Here is a 17,176-nt window from a genome sequence, read left to right on the forward strand (position 1 = left end):
GCCGCGTCAGCCCGTTTCGGTATCGTCCAGGGCGCCGGCGAGCCAGCGGTCCATCACGACGCAGGCAACGAGATCACCGGTGACATTGATCGCCGTGCGGCACATGTCGAGGATGCGGTCGACGCCCAGCAGGATGGCGACGCCGGAAGCCGGTATGCCCAGCGAGTGCAAGATGCTGGCCAGAATGATGATGCCGACGCCTGGTGTCGAGGGGCTGCCGATCGAGGCCCCGACCACCGTCACCACCAGCATGATGAAGCCCGGCGCGCTGAGTTCGACCTGGTAGATCTGGGCGATGAACAAGGCGGCGATCACCTGGTAGAGCGCGCTCCCGTCCATGTTCACCGTCGCGCCCAGGGGAATGACGAAGCGGGCGACGGCGGGGTGGACTTTCAGCCCCTGCTCGGCGGTTTTCAGCGAGAGCGGCATGGTGGCCGCCGAGCTGGAGGTCGAGAAGGCCAGCAGCTGGGCGCTTGCGACCGTGCCGACAAAGGCCAGCGGCGAGCGGCGGCCGAATATCGCCACGATCAGCAGATAGACGCCCAGCAACGCCAGCAGTCCGCCGACGACACAGAGTATGTAGACCGACATGCCCAGAAGGGCGGAAATGCCGATCCGCATGACAAAGTCCGAGATCAGGCCGAACACGGCAAATGGCGCCAGCCGCATGGCCCAGCCGACGATCGTCAAGGAGGCATCCTGTACCAGCTGGATGATCTGGATCAGCGGGGCGGCGCGACCAAGGCCAAGAGAGGCGAGCGCGGTACCGCCGATCAGGCTCGCCACCACGATCTGGAACATGTTCGCGTTCAGCGTCGCTTCGGCGAGGCTGGCCGGAATGATGTCGGCGATTGAGCCAGCCAGGGTGGGCGCCGGTGTCGCGGCAAGATCGACATCGCCGGCCGGCTCGGCGGCCGGTGCAACGTCGCTCAGGCTGATGAAACTACCGGGCTCGACCAGTGTTGCGATGACATAGCCGATCAGCACGGCAATGGTCGTCGTCATCAGGAAATAGGGTGCGATACGCCCGGCGACGCGTGCCAGCATGTTGGCGTCGCCGCTGGAGGTGATGCCCAGAATGATTGATGTCGAGACCAGGCCGATCACCACCATCTGGATCAGGTTCAGAAAAATCTGGCCCGGCAGGCGCAGCCATTCGCCGACCACGGCGACGGTATCGTCCGGTACGGCGAGGGGGGAGCCGAGATCCGGCGATAGCAGGAGGCCGGTGCCGATCGCCAGCAGCATGGCTGCAAGTATCTGCGCCCAGAGCTGGCTGCGCATCAAACCGCGTACGCGGATCATGTAAAGCCGCTGGACCATAATTCCCCCACCCCGATACCGGCCCGGAGGGGATAGCGGATCGGCGCAGAGAACGCGACAGCGACAGATTGTCCGGGCCAGCAAGGCTGCTCGCCTGCCGTCGAGACCGCTTGCGTGCGTGGTGCGGGTCGCGGTATTCAGGTGATACAGAGTGCGGGTGTAGCTCAATGGTAGAGCAGAAGCTTCCCAAGCTTACGACGAGGGTTCGATTCCCTTCACCCGCTCCACTGGATTTGTTGCCTCCAGACCGGGCGTAGTTGCGGTTCAGCTCGGGATCATTGCGGGTCAGCGTTGAGGCGCAAATTCGACTTGAGGCCTTTACCAAGCTCGTCCCCCTTCCGCCTGGAACTTCTTGTTTTCACAGCAGGCGTGACAGAGAATGTGCAGTGCAGGAAGGCGGGATAGCGGCTTATCGCTTTCCGGGCATTTGGGGGAGCCAACAGACCTGATCCTCGCAATTCGGCTGCCGGACCGCTAGATCCTCGTCCGCTGGCCCATGTCAAAGCCACCCAGCTCGGCGAGATGGACGAGGAAGATCACGGCGAGGCCGCCCATCACGATGGCGATCAGCGTCCAGGGGATCATCCGCGGGCCGCGTTCCGGTCTGACGGGTTGTCCGGCCCGCCAGCGGGCGAGAAAAAATCCTGCGATGCAGATGGCAAGGGCGATGAGGGTTGCGGGCAGGGAGAGGTACATGGGGGTTCTGCCAGCGCGCTGACACCGTGTTCTGTCTTTTCCCAGAGATAGGGGTTTTGCACGAGCTGCACCAGAGCGCGAACAGCAGGCACGACCTGGACTGACCAGTAGACCGGCAGCAGGACCAGATCGGCGATCCGGACCGGCAGACCGGCGCGGGCCATGCCCGAGATCGCGCCCATGAAGCCACCGGCATATCCCGCGCCGAGGATGGACAGACAGGCCAGGACCGGCAGTGACACGCCTTGCTCCATGACAGCTGCCGCCAGCGCCGCGGCGAGGGTCGGGCCGTGGATGAGTGCCGACAGGACCGCGCCCCCCAGAGTCATCACAAGTGGCAGGCTGAGGCGCCGGCGTTCGGCGTCCAGTCCGAAATGCACCCCGAGTGTCTGCCAGTAGCCTTTCAGCCAGCGTGTTCTTTGCGGCGTCCAGCCGTGCAGGCTCACCGGGGCCTCTTCCAGCGTTGGGGGTGCGATGAGACCGCAACGATAGCCCAGGCGGTGAAGCCGCACGCCCAGGTCGGCATCTTCGGTGACATTCCAGGAATCCCAGCCGCCACTGCGCCGCAGGGCCTTCACGCGGAAATAATTGCTGGTTCCGCCAAGTGGCAGTGGCCAGCCGAACCGCTGGTAAAGCGGCAGCATGACGTGAAAATGGGCGGCGTACTCCATCGCAAACTGGCGTGTCAGCCAGGTCTCGTCCCGGTTGTACCAGTTGAGCGGGGCCTGCAGGCACACCAGACGCGGCGGGGCGCGGCTGAAGCTTTCCGCGGCATGGCGCAGCTGTTTGGGATGTGGCCGGTCCTCGGCGTCGTGCACCGCAACGATTTCGCCGCTGCAAAAGCGCAGAGCGTAGTTCAGCGCCCGCGGCTTGGTCCGCGGGTGTCCGGCCGGCGCGATGATGACACTGAAACGGGCGTCCGGCCGGCACCGCTCGATGGCGGCGCGCGTTTCGCTGTCATCTGCTTCCAAAACCAGACGCACCTCCAGCTTGTCGGCCGGATAGTCGATCGCCGCGAGCGTCTTGATGAGCTGGGGGATGACCGCGGCTTCGCGATAGAGCGCCACGATGATGCTGGCTTTCGGCAGGGCGGCCTCGGACAGGTCGCGGCGTGGTGCGTAGCGGGGCCGGGTCAGCGCGCCGGCCATGCGCAACAGGGCGAGCGACAGGCAGGTCGGTGCAAGTATCGCCAGCAGCAGGGCGGATGTGGAGAAGGGCAATGCCGGCGCCGCAAGGATGTTTGCCAGGACAAGGCCGCAGAGCAGGCTGACCAGGTGCGGGAAGCTCCGGTTCCGGGCACTCAGTTCCGGGGAGCGGCGCGACAGGCCGATCGCGGCTTCGTCCGTCCACAGCTGTTCCAGAATGCCCGGCGGCCTGTGCAGCTGGCCGCTCGTCTCCGGAGTGTCGTGTTCCGGAGCCACGCGCAGTGAAGCGCCGCGTGGGCCTGCTCTGCGCGCCATACCGCGTGCAAGAGTCCCGACCCCGTCGATGCCCTGCGCGTCAATTCGCTGTGCGCCAACCCCTTTTGCGCCAATCCCTTTTGCGCCATCCATCTTGCGCTCCGGTTTCACCGTCCGGACGCATAAAAGCAGATATGCACGCAAAACGCGAGTCGCAGAGAAATCAAGCCTTGGGGTTGATGACGAAGTCGAGGCGGGGCCGGGCCAGGTCGTCGTCGTCGAGCACAAAGATGCTGGCCGTCGCCGTGGGGTATCCCAGCGGCATGCGGGCCGTCTGGCCGCTCATCTGCGCCAGCTTGTGGGCGAAACCGCCAATGCCCGGATTGTGTCCGACCAGAAGGATGGTGCGGGCGGTGCCGAGGACCTGGCGGGTGGCGCGCTCCAGCATTTCCGTCGAGGCGTGATAGAGCGCCATCGGGTCGTCCATTTGCGGCTCGCCGATATCTGGCAGCATCTGGTCGAAGGTCTGCCGGGTGCGCCACGCCGGCGAGACAAGTGCGAGATCGACGCGAATTCCCCGTCCGGCCAGAAGCTCTGCGGCGGCGGCACTGTCGTCGCGCCCGCGCGCGGTCAGTCCGCGCTGGAAATCATCTTCCGCTTCCAGCCGGTCGACGGCCTTGGCATGGCGCATGAGGATCAGGGTGGTCGTCATCGTGTCTAGTTGCAGTCCGGATGCTGGTGCGGATGTAGGCTGTCCGGCGGCGGTCTTGCAATCGTGCCGCCGGAAGCGCACCTAGTCCTAAGGTGTTTTTGCCGCCAATTGAACCGAGGAGGACGACATGGGTCTGCTGTTGGGTGATATCGCCCCGAATTTCGACGTCGAGACGAGTGAAGGCGCAATCAATTTCCACGACTGGATCGGCGATAACTGGGTGATCTTCTTCTCCCACCCGGCCGATTACACGCCCGTCTGCACGACCGAGCTGGGCTTCACCGCCAAGCTGAAGGACGAGTTCGCCAAGCGTAATGCCAAGGCAATCGCGCTTTCCGTCGACAGCGTCGAGGACCACAAGGGCTGGATCAAGGATATCGAGGAAACGCAGAATTGTGCGGTCGACTTCCCGATCATCGCCGACACCGAGCGCACGGTTTCCGAGCTCTATTCGATGATCCATCCGAATGCCGACCCCAAGGTCACGGTCCGCTCGGTCTACATCATCGACCCGAACAAGAAGATCCGCGCCACCTTCACCTATCCGCCCAGCGCCGGCCGGAACTTCAACGAGGTGCTGCGACTCATCGACAGCCTGCAGCTGACCGATGGCTACAAGGTCGCCACGCCGGTGAACTGGGAAGACGGTCAGGACGTGATCGTCGTGCCGTCGATCTCTGACGAGGAAGCCGACAAGCTCTTCCCCGCCGGCTACAACAAGATCAAGCCCTACCTCCGCGTGACCAAACAGCCCAACAAGTAAGGCTGCGCGCATCGCGAACGGTTTCGAGGCGCCCGGGGGATTCCCGGGCGCCTTTTCCCGGCCCGGCTTTGACAAGTCTCCTTGACGACAAGCTTGCTTTACATATATGACAAGTGAGCTTTACAAATAAGGAGGCCGTTATGGACAATCATGATCTGATGACCGGTGAGGGTGGTGCGCCGACCCTGGTGTCGCTGGCACTCTTCGCTGCCATCTTCTTTTCCGCCCTGCTTGTTGTTGAATTCGGCAGCGGGCTGATCGAACCCTTTCGTGCGGGCCTGGCCGGTCTGCCGGCAAGCTTGAAGGCTGGCGCGCTGGCGGCTGTTATCCTCGGCCTGATGGCCATCGCGCGGATTGCGGTGCTGCTGGGCGTCGGCGTGGACACGACGAAGAAGTCATGACCCCCGAAATGAAGCGCTACACCTGGCGCACCCTTGTCCTGATGCTGGTTTTCACCGGTCTCCTGGTGGCGATCGACAAGACGCTCGATCCGTCGCGCAATGGCTGGCCTGCGGTGCAGGCCTGGCCGCTGGTCCTGCTGACCTGCCTGCCGCTCCTGGTCTATGGCTGGGAAGTGATCCGCTATGTCCGGGCGATCGACGAAATGCTGGCGCGCTTCCAGATCCGCGCGGCAGCGGTCGCCATGCTGGCCATGCTGCTGGCGGCTGCCGTGTTCGGTGTGGCGGAGATCTATGGCGTGATGGAGCCGCTCAACATGACGATGATGCTGCCCATCGCGGCGGTGGCGCACAGCGTGGCCATCATGATCCAGCAGGTCCGGGTGCAATGAAAAACCGGCTCAAGGAGCTTCGCGGCGTGCACGGCTGGAGCCAGCAAGCCCTGGCCGACCGGCTCGATGTGTCGCGCCAGACCGTCAACGCGCTGGAGACGGGCAAGTACGACCCCTCCCTGCCGCTCGCCTTCAAGATCGCCCGCCTCTTCGGCCGGGCCATCGAGACGATCTTCGATGATGAGGTGGAGGGTTAGCGCTGGGGGCAACAAGCCGAGTGGGTTGTCATCCCGGCCGGATGCCCGGCCTCGGGCCGGGCGGAGGGCCGGGACCCATAAACATGATCATTGGCCGCCAGCAGGCGCGATATCGACGCTGCAAATGACTGGACGAGCGGCGCGCTTATGGGTCCCGGACTTCCGCCCCGCCTTTTCGGGGCATGCATCCGGGATGACAAAATCAGGGGGTTCCAACCCTAAGCGGGTAAATCCTCGCCATTGCCCGCGGCCTCAATCCAGCGTCCGGCGATACCGCAGCATGGCGACGGTCGCGATGACCGTGAAGATCACGGCCAGCGGCCAGATCTGCGGCAGGACATCGCCCAGGCTGGCGCCCTTCAGCATGATGGCCCGCACGGCGCGGATGAAGTGTGTTGTGGGCAGGGCCTGACCCAGCGTCTGCGCCCAGGCGGGCATGCCGGCAAAGGGGAACATGAAGCCGGACAGCAGGATCGAGGGCAGGAAGACGAAGAAGGTCATCTGCATGGCCTGCATCTGCGTGCGCGCCACGGTGGAGAAGAGGAAGCCCAGCGACAGGTTCACCAGGATGAAGAGCGACACGCAGACCAGGAAGGCCGGCGCCGAGCCCAGAAACGGCACGCCGAACAGGAAGCGCGCGCCGGCCAGCATGATCACGACCTGGATGAAGCCGACGAAGACGTAAGGCGTGATCTTGCCGACCATCACCTCATAGGGCCGCGTCGGCGTGGCCAGCAGGGTTTCCAGCGTGCCGCGTTCGGCCTCGCGGGTGAGCGCCATCGAGGTCATCATCGCCATCGTCATGGTGAGGATGACGCCCAGCAGGCCGGGCACGATGTTCAGCGCGGTGCGTCCGGCCGGATTGTAGCGGCGGTGGATGACCGTCTCGACCGGCGGTGTCATCTCGCCGAGCAGGGGCGCCAGGGCTTCCTGCACCAGTGTGGGGAAGGCGCCTGTGCCGGCGCCGGCGGCGACCGGGTCCGAGGCATCGGTGTCGAGCAGGATTTGCTGGCGGTCGCGGCGCAGCAGGTCGCGCTCGAAATCCGGCGGAATGGTCACCACGAACAGGGCCTCGCCGGTCTGCAACGCCGTATCGGTTTCGGCCCGCGAGTGGGTTATGCCGATCAGGTCGAAATAGTCCGACGTTTCCATTGCCTGCAGGATGGCGCGGCTGGCCGGGCCATTGTCGCCCATCTCGACGAGCGTGGGCAAGTGGCGCGGATCGGTATTGATGGCATAGCCGAACAGCAAGAGCTGCATCACCGGGATGCCGACCATCATGCCGAAGGTCAGCCGGTCGCGGAGCATCTGGATGAACTCCTTGCCGATCAGGGCGAGGATGCGGCTGAAACTGTTCATGTGAAATTGTCCTGCGAACCGGCCATCAGCCAGATGAAGGCTTCCTCCAGCCCGGTCTTGGCGAGATCGACACTGATGCCCTCGCGCCCGCGATAGGCACAAACCGTCCGCTCCAGCGCATCCGCATCGCGTCCGGACACGTGCAGGGCCGAGCCGAAGCGCGCGATCTGGTCGACGCCCTCGGCGTCGTGGAGTTCGTCATAGATGGGCTGCAGCCCCTTGCCCTCGATCCGCCAGGTCACCAGGCCGACCCGTTCGGGAATGTCGGCGGAGGGCGCGTCGATCAGCTTGCGGCCATAGGCGATGAAGGCGATGTAGTCGCACTGCACCGCCTCGTCCATGTAATGGGTCGAGACCAGAACGGTGACGCCCTTGCGGGCCAGCCCGCGGATCCGGTCCCAGAAGTCCCGCCGGGCCTTGGGATCGACACCCGCGGTCGGTTCGTCGAGCAGCAGCAGGCCGGGATTGTGCATCGAGGCCGCCGCCAGCGCGAGGCGCTGTTTCCAGCCGCCCGACAGCGTGTCGGCCAGCTGGTGCGCCCGCGGTCCCAGATCGTATTCCTCCAGCGTGTCGGCCACGATCTGTTTCGGATTCTTCAGCGCATGCAGGCGGGCCATGAAGGTCAGGTTCTCGCGCACGGTGAGATCGCCATACAGCGAGAAGCGCTGGGTCATGTAGCCGACGCGCGATTTGATGGTCCGGCTTTCCTCGATGATGTCATGGCCCAGCGCCGTGCCGCCGCCACTGTCCGGCTTCAACAGGCCGCACATCATCCGGATCGTCGTCGTCTTGCCGGACCCGTTCGGACCCAGAAAACCGTAGATCGAACCCTTGGGCACCTGCATGTCGAAATCGTCGACGACACGGGTCTCGCCGAAACTCTTGGTCAGGCCTTCCACATCGATGGCGAGCGTGTCGCTCATGGTTGCGGCCTGAAGCGCAGCGGCGTTCCCGGCGGTGGTGGTGTGCCCTCGAAGTGCGCTTCGGCGCGATAGACCAGGCGGGCGCGCTCATTGTCCGAATAAATCACGGGCGGGGTAAACTCGGCTGCGTCCGCGATTGAGGCCAGGCGGGCCGTAAGGCCCGCGGCGCAGCCATCGCAATCCACCGCGAAACGGTCGCCGGTGGCGTGGCCGCCAATCCCGGTCTCCGGAATGAACAGCACGGCATGGATCGCGCCATCGGGCAGGAGCTCATAGACGGGCTGGGCCGGACCGGCCTGTTCGCCGGCAAAGCGGATCTGGCGGTGCACGGCGGCATCGGCGGGCGCAGCGACGGTCCGGCGGTCCAGGACATCTGCGGCGCGGTCGCGCTCGGCCTGGGCGGCTGCGATCTCGGCCTGCAGGGCGCGCAACTGGTTCTCCCGCGCCGGCAATTGCACCAGGCTCAGCCGCTGGCGCATTTCCGCGACACGGGCATTGGCCGTCCGGGCCGCTGCCAGTGCCTGGTCCAGCCGGGCCTGGCTGACATGACCATCCTCGAACAATTCGCGCGTGCGGGTCAGCGCGTCATTTGCTTCTCGGGCCGCCGCATTGGCCTGCTCGAGCTGGTCCCGTGCGGCCTCGATTTCCGGCGAGCGGGCACCTGCGGCGGCATCGTCGAAACGGGCGAGAGCGGCCTCGATCCGGGCCTCGGCTGCTGCGAGCGCGATCCGCTCTGCCGTCGCATCCAGCGAGAACAGGGTATCGCCCGCGGCGATATGCGTGCCTTCGCGCGCCAGGGTCTCGACAATGCGGCCGGGCGCGTCCGGTGCGATGGCGGTGAAGTCGCCCTCGGCATAGCCGTGCAGGCTGTCATCCGGCTGGTCGCTACAGGCCGCGAGACCCAGCACCATTCCGGCCAGCAGGAGATGTCGGCTCAATCGCATCACGCGTCCTCGCGGGGTTTGAGGCCATGGAGCAGCAGGTCCGACAGCGCGTCTGCGACATCGACCGGCTCCTTGAGGTTTTTGGGATGAAAGTCGAACGCGCTCGCCAGCATCATGTGGCCGAGGCAGGGGCCGCCGATACAGCGCATCAGAATGTCGGCATCGACGGGACGGAATGTCCCGGCCTCGACGCCGTCGGCGGCCAGGGTCGCGATGGCGCGGCGCGCGGTCTCCAGAACCTGGTCGCGATAATGGGCGGCGATGTCGGGGAAGCGGTGGGCTTCGGTCAGCACCAGGCGCGGGGCGGCGGAAATGTCCGGGTCGGTCATGGCGGTGATCATCATGAAGATGACGCCGCGCAGTGCCGCTTCCGGATCGCGCGGCGCACCGACCGAGACCAGGCGTTCGGCGGCTGTGGCCAGGGCGCCGGCCGATTGTTCGACCAGCGCTTTCAGCATTGCTTCCTTGGACGGGAAATAGAGATAGACCGCGCCCTTGGAGAGGCCGGCCCGTTTGGCGATGTCTTCAACGCGCGCGGCGGTGAAGCCCTGCTCGACAAAGACGGAAAGGGCGGCGTCCAGGATTTCGTCGGGCCGGGCTTCAGGCCGGCGGCGTCGTGTTTTCGTGCTCATGCCGATTTAATAACTGACCGGTCAGTTAGTTGCAAAGGGAATTTCCGATGCGTGGGTAATCTCCCTTTTCTAGGGGGTGGGATCGCCGGTGTTCAGCGCACGCGCCCAGTCCTCTGCCCAGCCGTTCAGGGGCAGCAGGAGGTCCTGCAGGCTGCGTCCGCGGGCGGTGAGGGCATAGCCGTCATCGCTCAGTTCCACGATGCCCGCCTCGATGCATTCGGCCAGGCGCGTATTGAGCACGCTGGGGCTGATCCCGGCGGCCTCCTGCAGGGCGCGGAAGCGCAGATGCCGGTCATCCCGCAACTCCCACAGCAGGCGCAATTGCCAGCGCCGGCCCAGAAGATCGAGCAGGGCCATGACCGGGCGGCCGGACTGTGAACCGGGTGTCGGTTGGCCGGGGAGGGGTGTGGATCGGGTCATGCTATTATTTTCGTAGCGTCCGGGTGATTGTGTGCTATGAAATTCGTAGCAATGATCATCCTGGAGGTCCAGCATGTCCCGTATCGCCCCTGTCGAGCCGCCCTATTCGCAAGACGTACAGGCGGTTTTCGACCGCATCATGCCGGCGGGCGTGCCGCCGCTCCGCCTCTTCACCACGTTGGCGCGCAGCGAGCGGGTCTACCGGAAGTTCAACGCCGGCAGCCTGCTCGATCGCGGCACGCTCACCCTGCGTCAGCGCGAACTCGTGATCGACCGGACCTGCGCGCTCAATGGCTGTGCCTATGAGTGGGGCGTGCACATCGCCTTCTTCGCCGAGCGGGTGGGGCTGACGCCCTCCGGGATCGAGGCGCTCGCCGCGCCGGCGATCAATGAGGATGACTGGACGGCTGAAGAAGCCGTCCTGCTTGAAATGTGCGACGCGCTTCATGCGGCAAGCCGGATACCGGCCGCCTGCTGGGACCGGCTCATCACGCATTTCAGCGACGAGCAGATCCTCGAACTCATCGCTCTGGCCGGCTTCTATCGGACGGTGGCCTATATCGCGAACGGGCTGGAGATCGAGCCGGAAGCCTTTGGTGCGCCGCTGCCCGGCCACACGCCGGCCGCCTGACTGGCCCGGCGTGGCGAAGCGGTGTTAGATCGCACCTGCTTCAAGGGGCCGGCGGCAAGGGGAGTTGGCGATGTATGAGACGATCTATCTGGCACTGCATGCGATTGTCGCACCGGCCTGGATCCTGCTGGCCGTCGCGCCGGGCTGGCGCTGGACCCAGCGTCTCGTGCACGCGGCCCTGATCCCGCTCGTCCTGTGCGCTGTCTATCTGGCCTTCCTGACCGCCGCGATCGGCTTCGGACAGGCCGACCCGGACGCCGGGATGAACACGCTGGCCGGTGTGATGGCGTTGTTTTCGCATCCGGTCGGCGCACTGACGGGCTGGACGCACTTCCTCGTCTACGACCTCTTTGTCGGCGCCTGGATCGTGCGGGATGCCCGCCGTCACGGCATCGCCCACTGGATCATCCTGCCGGCGCTCTTCCTGTCGCTGATGTTCGGACCGCTGGGGCTTCTGCTTTACCTGCTGATCCGCAAGCTCAGCGGCAAGGGCGGCTGGTCGCTTGATGAGGCGGCGCTTTCCTAGCGTCTTCTGGGCAGCCGGCCGTCGCGCCGCGGGGCTTCGCCGGTCTTCAGCTTCCAGCGCTTCAGGAGACCGTCGACCGGGTGGACGTAGAGCCGCCCCGGTTCGGGACCGTCGGCGAGGTAATAGCGCCGGCTCCACAGCCAGTTGCCGTCACGTCCGATCGCCGGACGATCGACGAAATCATACAGGTGCTCCAGCACGTGCTGCTTCACCGTGTGGCCGGGATCGAGATGCTCGCAGATCTCGGCATGCACCTTGTCCCAGGGGCGGCCGACCTGTTTCTCCAGGAAGCGGCGCAGCGGGGCGAGGTTCTCGTTCAGCCATTTGGAATGCGTGCCGTTCTCCTGGCGCTGGCGGCACAGGCCCTGCTTTTTCGGCAGGAGGTCGCTGGCCCGGTCCAGCTTGCCGCGCGCCAGTTTCTGCGTGCGCCAGCCGGCCCGCGGCCGCTCGACGATCACCTTGAACATGTCCTTGCGCATGGGGTGCCCTCCGCGTGCGTCCGGCCCCGCAAACGGGTCCGGATCGAGCCCGAATTGGGAGGGTGCGTGTAGGGGGCACGCACCCTCCCGGGCAGGGTTCCGGCCGGCCGCTGGGGGAGAGAGCCATGGCCGGAACGAAAAAACCCTCCGCGAGCAGCGCTCGGGAGGGCGGGTCACCGGGACTGTTGGGGGTCAGTCTACCAGGTGATCGCGGACCCTTCCGCGCGCGCAAAGCCAGCCGGCCAGATGGCCGTGCTGCGGAGGCGATATGTACTCTGAACCACGTTCATCATCGTCTCATTTGCGCGCCCGTTCGCGGGCGGGTGTTGATCGGGAGGCGGCTTATGACGCCGCCCGTGTTCGCGTGCAAGGCGAAATCGACACGGTGACATTGGATCGCCGCGAGGTGTGACTTTTGAGGCACGTTTTGCACCCCGTTTGCGATTTCTGTCGCGCGGCCGGCCCGGTTCGCCCTAGTCTCGCGCAGACAAGACCGGGGAGGACGCCGATGTTTCAATCCATCATGACGCCTGTGCTCGCACTCGTCGCCTGGACGCTGGTGATGTGGCTGTGGATGTATGCCACGCGCCTGCCCGCCATGCAGAAGGCCGGGATCGACGCGACCAAGATCCAGCGCAAGGGCGATCTCGACGCCCTGCCGGTCGAGGTCCAGCGCATCGCCGACAATTACAATCACCTGCACGAGCAGCCGCTGATCTTCTACGTGCTGTGCATCTACGGCCATCTGGTCGGCGTCGCCGACGAGCTGAACATCATGCTCGCCTGGGGCTATGTCGCGCTGCGCATCCTCCACTCGCTGATCCAGACCCTGTGGAATTTCGTCCCCGTCCGCTTCGCCGTCTTCATGGCGTCCTCGATCGTGCTGGTCGTGATGACGGTCCGCAATGTGATCGCGGTGATGTGACGGTGTGGGAAGCCTGCCGGAAGGCGGCTGAACAGCCGATCAGGATTTTCTTCGCCATCGCTTGGTGATAACCGGAGCCCATGCACGCACCCGAAGCCCGACTCTCCCAGGTGATCGACCGGTTCGAACAGGTGGAAGCCCGCCTGGGCGCCGCGGGCGATCCTGATGAAATCGTCAAGCTCTCCAAGGAGCACGCCGAGCTGAAGCCGGTGGCCGAGAAGGCCAGCGAGCTGAGGGCTGCGCGCGCCGAACTCGATGATCTCGCCGAGATGATGGAGGGCGGCGACGCGGAAATGGCCGACATGGCGCGCGAGGAATACTACGCCCTCAAGGAGCGCCTGCCCGAACTCGAGCACGAGATGTCGCTGCTGCTCCTGCCCAAGGACAAGGATGACAGCGCCGACGCCCTGATCGAGATCCGCGCCGGGACCGGCGGCGACGAGGCGGCGCTGTTCGCCGGCGATCTTTACGCCATGTACCAGCGCTATGCCCAGCTGCGCGGCTGGAGCTGGGAACTGGTCTCGGCCTCGGAAGGCGAGCATGGCGGCTACAAGGAAGTCATCGCCCAGGTCTCCGGCAATGGCGTGTTCGGCCGGCTGAAATTCGAAAGCGGCGTGCACCGTGTGCAGCGCGTGCCGGCGACGGAAAGCCAGGGCCGCATCCACACTTCCGCCGCCACGGTGGCGATCATGCCGAAGCCGGAAGAGGTGGATTTCGACCTCGACATGAGCGAGGTCCGCGTCGACACGATGCGTGCCTCCGGGGCCGGTGGCCAGCACGTCAACAAGACCGAGTCCGCCGTGCGCATGACGCACCTGCCGACCGGTATCATGGTGGTGTGCGCCGAGAAGTCCCAGCACCAGAACCGCGCCCGCGCCCAGGAACTCCTCAAGGCCAAGCTCTACGACATGCAGCGCGAGGCCGCCGCGGCCGAACGCGCCGCCGAGCGCAAGGGCCAGATCGGCTCCGGCGACCGTTCCGAACGCATCCGCACCTATAATTATCCGCAGGGCCGGGTCTCCGACCACCGCATCAACCTCACCCTCTACAAGCTTGACCAGATCGTTGCCGGCGATGAGCTGGACGAGGTGATCTCCGCCCTTATTGCCGAAGATCAGGCGGCCCGCCTGGCGGCGATGGAAGATTCGTGAACCAATTTAAATTTGTGCCGCCCGCTTCCGCTCCCGATGTTAGGGACGACAACGCGGAGGGATGCGCATGATGGCTTCCAGACTTGGCCTGCTGATCTTGACCCCGGCACTGCTGTACGCCGCAGCGGCCGGAGCCGACCAGGCAGAAACCGACATCGCCTGCCATGTCGGCAGCTACCGGTTCACCGATGGACAGGTGGTCGATCTGGCCCCCCTGACGGAGACCGCCCTGCGCTGGCGGACCCTGGACGGCCGGTCCGGCACGATCAGCCAAAGCGAAGCCGGCGACTGGTCGGGCCAGGCGGGCTGGAGCGATCGGCCGCATCCGGCCCGCTTCGACCTTGGGGATTGTGGCGAAGAGCGCTTGTCTGTCACGGGGATCGCAGGGTTGGAGGGCGCGGCTGTCCGCATTGCCTACGAGACCGAGGAAACACGTTTTGCCGGCGCCGGCGAGGACCTGGCAGGGCGCCTCATCCTGCCGCCGGGCGAGGGGCCTTTCCCCCTGGTGGTACTCGTGCACGGCTCGGAAAGCTCCAGCGCCCTGACCCACGCCTACTACCAGCGCCTGCTGCCCGCACAGGGTGTCGCCAGCTTCGTCTATGACAAGCGGGGAACGGGCGGCTCCACGGGTGAATACAGCCAGGATTTCGATCTGCTGGCCGCCGATGCCGCGGCGGCCCTGGCGGAAGCCCGGCGCCTGGCGGGCGATCGGGCGGCCGCGGTCGGCTATCTCGGCGGCAGCCAGGGCGGATGGGTCGCGCCGCTGGCCGCAACGATGAGCGATCCGGATTTCGTGATGGTCGGCTTCGGCCTGGCGGAGGGGCCGCTCGCCGAAGACCGCGAAGAAGTGCAGACCAATCTCGTCGAGGCCGGCTATTCCGGCGATGTGCTGGCGATGGCGCGAGAGATTACCGATGTGACCGGCCGGGTGATGGCGTCGGGCTTCACAGAGGGGCTTGAGGAGCTTGAAGAGGTCAAGCAGGCCTATGGAAACCAGGCCTGGTTCGGCGTTGTCGAGGGCGAATTTACCGGCGAGATGCTCACCACGCCCATCGACGCGTTCGAGGCGCGCTACCGGGAGGAGGATGTCGGAACCAGCTGGAATTATGAACCGGTGCCGGTCCTGCGGCAGCTGGATGTGCCTGTGCTCTGGGTGCTGGCCGGTGCCGATCGCGAGGCTCCCGCCGGCACGACGCGGACCATTCTCACCGGGCTGCAGGGTGAGGGCCGGGCAATCGATATTGCCTGGTTCCCTGGCGTCGACCACGGCATGACACGGTTCGAGCAGGCCGGAGACGGCAGCCGGACGACGATGGGCTATGCCGACGGCTATTTCCGGCTGATCGCGGACTGGCCGCGCGGCTACGGGTTTGACGGCGCCTACGGCAATGCCGAGCTGTCGCCGCGGAGGGCGTTTGCGGAATGACGCAGTCGGACGACCCGCACGCCGATTTCGCAGCACTGACCGCGGCGGCAAAGGCCCGGGAAGGGGCTCGTCCGGGCCTGCCGCTCAGCCGGGCCTGGCAGGGTCTGAGCCTGGCCGGCATCCGGCGTGATCTCGTCCAGCGCTTGAGCCATGCCGGGATCGAGGAGGCCGAGATCGAGGCGCGGCATCTGCTCGCTCACATCCTGGCACCGGCGACGCTGGCGGAGGCCCTGGCCGATCCGGCGCTCGTCTCCTGGCAGCGTATCGCCAGCCTCGCCGATCTGGCCTGGGACCGGCTGGACCGCAAACCTTTGAGCCAGGTTCTCGGCAGTCAGCCCTTCTGGACGCTCGACCTCACCGTGACACCGGATGTGCTGACGCCGCGGGCTGACACCGAGACTTTGGTCGAGGCCGTGTTGTCGCGCAGTCAGGACGGGGATGCCGAACTCCTCGATCTGGGCACCGGCTCCGGCGCCATCCTGCTGGCGCTTCTGAGCGAGCGGCCGGGCTGGAACGGTACCGGGATCGATCTGTCCGACGCGGCGCTTGGCGTGGCACGCGGCAATGCCCGGCGCTGCGGTCTGGCGAATCGCGCCCGCTTCGCACGCGGTCAGTGGTCAGACGGTCTCGCCGACGCGGCCTTCGATATTGTGGTCTCCAATCCGCCCTACATCGTTTCCGATGTGCTGGCCGGACTGGAGCCGGAAGTGCGCGATCACGAGCCGGCACTGGCACTGGATGGCGGTGCCGACGGGCTGGACGCCTATCGCGACATCTTCCGTGACGTTCCGCGAATTCTCAAGAAAAACGGTCTCTTGGCGGTCGAGATCGGCTATGATCAGGGCGCATCCGTCAGCGCGCTGGCGCAGGCCGCCGGGCTGACCGGGATCGCCGTCCTGCCCGACCTGTCCGGCCAGGATCGCGTGGTTATCGGATACAACGGCGAAAACCGCTAAAAGGGCTTGGAATGCTGGCGCGGGGAGTCTAGGGTCCGTCCTTAAGGCAGGTGGATCGCGCCAGTACGGGGGTCTCGCGCGGCCGGATGAGCCACCTGCCATTATCCGGCCAATTCGACGATCAACGTGAATAGCGGCGCTCAGGCTTGCACCTGCAAATGCACAGCAAAGCCAGCAGTTTAGATAAGCATCGCTGTTAAACAGGGATAGGCGATATGAAGCGTCAACGCGGTCGAGGACGTAAGTCCGGCAATTCGGCTAACCGCAGCTATGAGAGCAACGGTCCGGAAGTAAAGATCCGTGGCAATGCCTCCCAGATCTACGACAAGTATCTTCAGCTGGCGCGCGACGCATCGTCGGCCGGCGACCGGGTGCGTGCGGAAAATCTGTATCAGCACGCCGAGCATTATTACCGCATCGTCCAGGCCAACCAGCCCAGACGTGAGCCGGGGCAGGACGATAATAGCGACAATGCCGAGGCCAATGGTGATGACGAGGACAATGATGACATGTCCTACGGCTCCAATGGCGGCGGCTCCAACGGTGGCCATTCCAATAATGGATCCGGCAATGACCAGGGCGGTGAGCGCGAGCCGCGCCGTGGCCGCGGCCGTCAACGCCAGCCGCGCGGGTCCGATCGGGGCGACCGGGGTGGTGACAAGGAAGATCCGCTCGGTGTCGTGACGCCGGAAGGCGAAAAGCCGGCGGCCGAAGAGGCCAAGTCCGACACCAAGGCTGAAGACGGTGAAGAGGGGACGCGCCGCCGGACCCGTCGGCCGCGCCGCACCAAGGCTGAAATTGCTGCCGACAAGGCCGCTGCAGAGGCTGCGCTGGAAAGCGCCAGCGCCTCGGCCGACGGCAAGACCGGCGGTGGTGACGATTCCGAAAGCGAAGCCGCCTGACGGGCACATCGCATTACGGAC

General features: G+C 65.5%; 20 protein-coding genes and 1 tRNA gene. 12 read left to right on the forward strand and 9 right to left on the reverse strand.

All coding sequences use genetic code 11. The features are described from left to right. Window positions 1-6: 6 nt before the first annotated feature. Entirely contained in the window at window positions 7-1,323 is a 1,317-nt protein-coding gene (locus tag ACXAJV_RS04335) for a dicarboxylate/amino acid:cation symporter (protein WP_475082337.1), read from the reverse strand. A gap of 153 nt (window positions 1,324-1,476) precedes the next feature. Here ACXAJV_RS04335 and ACXAJV_RS04340 point away from each other — a divergent pair. Next, window positions 1,477-1,550: transfer RNA gene (locus tag ACXAJV_RS04340), tRNA-Gly, on the forward strand. Window positions 1,551-1,904: 354 nt separating this feature from the next. On the opposite strand, the gene ACXAJV_RS04345 is transcribed toward ACXAJV_RS04340, so the two are convergent. Further along, a complete protein-coding gene (locus tag ACXAJV_RS04345; protein WP_475082339.1) occupies window positions 1,905-3,479 on the reverse strand; it encodes a glycosyltransferase in 1,575 nt (524 codons plus the stop codon). Window positions 3,480-3,642: 163 nt separating this feature from the next. Further along, window positions 3,643-4,131, reverse strand: coding sequence for a SixA phosphatase family protein (locus tag ACXAJV_RS04350; protein WP_475082341.1), 489 nt, complete (start codon window positions 4,129-4,131; stop codon window positions 3,643-3,645). Window positions 4,132-4,258: 127 nt separating this feature from the next. Here ACXAJV_RS04350 and ACXAJV_RS04355 point away from each other — a divergent pair, with 127 nt between their 5' ends. From ACXAJV_RS04355 to ACXAJV_RS04370, 4 genes are all read left to right on the forward strand, one after another. Further along, window positions 4,259-4,894: a peroxiredoxin gene (locus ACXAJV_RS04355; RefSeq protein ID WP_475082343.1), complete on the forward strand. Its 636-nt coding sequence runs from the start codon at window positions 4,259-4,261 to the stop codon at window positions 4,892-4,894. 140 nt (window positions 4,895-5,034) lie between these two features. Further along, a complete protein-coding gene (locus ACXAJV_RS04360; RefSeq protein WP_475082345.1) occupies window positions 5,035-5,295 on the forward strand; it encodes a hypothetical protein in 261 nt (86 codons plus the stop codon). Further along, window positions 5,292-5,684, forward strand: coding sequence for a hypothetical protein (locus tag ACXAJV_RS04365; RefSeq protein ID WP_475082347.1), 393 nt, complete (start codon window positions 5,292-5,294; stop codon window positions 5,682-5,684). The genes ACXAJV_RS04360 and ACXAJV_RS04365 overlap by 4 nt, the downstream gene beginning before the upstream one ends. Further along, on the forward strand, window positions 5,681-5,881 hold the full coding sequence (locus ACXAJV_RS04370) for a helix-turn-helix transcriptional regulator (RefSeq protein WP_475082349.1): 201 nt from the start codon (window positions 5,681-5,683) through the stop codon (window positions 5,879-5,881). Before ACXAJV_RS04365 ends, ACXAJV_RS04370 begins: the two co-directional genes overlap by 4 nt. A gap of 252 nt (window positions 5,882-6,133) precedes the next feature. Here ACXAJV_RS04370 and ACXAJV_RS04375 read toward each other — a convergent pair whose 3' ends face one another. The 5 genes from ACXAJV_RS04375 to ACXAJV_RS04395 all read right to left on the reverse strand — a co-directional run bounded on the left by ACXAJV_RS04375 (window position 6,134) and on the right by ACXAJV_RS04395 (window position 10,159). Next, the gene (locus ACXAJV_RS04375) at window positions 6,134-7,240 is read right to left on the reverse strand and encodes an ABC transporter permease (protein ID WP_475082351.1); all 1,107 of its coding nucleotides are present in this window, start codon (window positions 7,238-7,240) and stop codon (window positions 6,134-6,136) included. Next, window positions 7,237-8,163, reverse strand: a complete 927-nt coding sequence (locus ACXAJV_RS04380; protein WP_475082353.1) for an ABC transporter ATP-binding protein — start codon at window positions 8,161-8,163, stop codon at window positions 7,237-7,239. Before ACXAJV_RS04380 ends, ACXAJV_RS04375 begins: the two co-directional genes overlap by 4 nt. Next, complete coding sequence (locus tag ACXAJV_RS04385) at window positions 8,160-9,101, reverse strand: HlyD family secretion protein (RefSeq protein WP_475082355.1); 942 nt, start codon at window positions 9,099-9,101, stop codon at window positions 8,160-8,162. Before ACXAJV_RS04385 ends, ACXAJV_RS04380 begins: the two co-directional genes overlap by 4 nt. A gap of 5 nt (window positions 9,102-9,106) precedes the next feature. Beyond that, complete coding sequence (locus tag ACXAJV_RS04390) at window positions 9,107-9,739, reverse strand: TetR/AcrR family transcriptional regulator (protein WP_475082357.1); 633 nt, start codon at window positions 9,737-9,739, stop codon at window positions 9,107-9,109. A gap of 69 nt (window positions 9,740-9,808) precedes the next feature. Continuing rightward, window positions 9,809-10,159, reverse strand: a complete 351-nt coding sequence (locus ACXAJV_RS04395) for a winged helix-turn-helix transcriptional regulator (protein ID WP_475082359.1) — start codon at window positions 10,157-10,159, stop codon at window positions 9,809-9,811. A 73-nt stretch (window positions 10,160-10,232) separates the two neighbouring features. Here ACXAJV_RS04395 and ACXAJV_RS04400 point away from each other — a divergent pair, with 73 nt between their 5' ends. Next, window positions 10,233-10,790: a carboxymuconolactone decarboxylase family protein gene (locus tag ACXAJV_RS04400; RefSeq protein ID WP_475082362.1), complete on the forward strand. Its 558-nt coding sequence runs from the start codon at window positions 10,233-10,235 to the stop codon at window positions 10,788-10,790. Window positions 10,791-10,860: 70 nt separating this feature from the next. Further along, window positions 10,861-11,316: an ABA4-like family protein gene (locus ACXAJV_RS04405; protein ID WP_475082364.1), complete on the forward strand. Its 456-nt coding sequence runs from the start codon at window positions 10,861-10,863 to the stop codon at window positions 11,314-11,316. Here ACXAJV_RS04405 and ACXAJV_RS04410 read toward each other — a convergent pair. Continuing rightward, complete coding sequence (locus ACXAJV_RS04410; protein ID WP_475082366.1) at window positions 11,313-11,795, reverse strand: hypothetical protein; 483 nt, start codon at window positions 11,793-11,795, stop codon at window positions 11,313-11,315. The genes ACXAJV_RS04405 and ACXAJV_RS04410 overlap by 4 nt on opposite strands. Before the next feature lie 508 nt (window positions 11,796-12,303). Here ACXAJV_RS04410 and ACXAJV_RS04415 point away from each other — a divergent pair. The 5 genes from ACXAJV_RS04415 to ACXAJV_RS04435 all read left to right on the forward strand — a co-directional run bounded on the left by ACXAJV_RS04415 (window position 12,304) and on the right by ACXAJV_RS04435 (window position 17,155). Further along, window positions 12,304-12,720, forward strand: coding sequence for an MAPEG family protein (locus ACXAJV_RS04415; RefSeq protein ID WP_475082368.1), 417 nt, complete (start codon window positions 12,304-12,306; stop codon window positions 12,718-12,720). Between the two features lie 80 nt (window positions 12,721-12,800). Then, window positions 12,801-13,871: a peptide chain release factor 1 gene (prfA, locus tag ACXAJV_RS04420; RefSeq protein WP_475082370.1), complete on the forward strand. Its 1,071-nt coding sequence runs from the start codon at window positions 12,801-12,803 to the stop codon at window positions 13,869-13,871. A 70-nt stretch (window positions 13,872-13,941) separates the two neighbouring features. Then, complete coding sequence (locus tag ACXAJV_RS04425; protein ID WP_475082372.1) at window positions 13,942-15,297, forward strand: alpha/beta hydrolase family protein; 1,356 nt, start codon at window positions 13,942-13,944, stop codon at window positions 15,295-15,297. Continuing rightward, on the forward strand, window positions 15,294-16,253 hold the full coding sequence (gene prmC / locus ACXAJV_RS04430; protein ID WP_475082373.1) for a peptide chain release factor N(5)-glutamine methyltransferase: 960 nt from the start codon (window positions 15,294-15,296) through the stop codon (window positions 16,251-16,253). Before ACXAJV_RS04425 ends, prmC begins: the two co-directional genes overlap by 4 nt. Before the next feature lie 215 nt (window positions 16,254-16,468). After that, on the forward strand, window positions 16,469-17,155 hold the full coding sequence (locus ACXAJV_RS04435) for a DUF4167 domain-containing protein (protein ID WP_475082376.1): 687 nt from the start codon (window positions 16,469-16,471) through the stop codon (window positions 17,153-17,155). The last annotated feature ends 21 nt before the right edge of the window (window positions 17,156-17,176 follow it).

Source organism: Maricaulis sp. ABE4_448, from assembly GCF_056160825.1.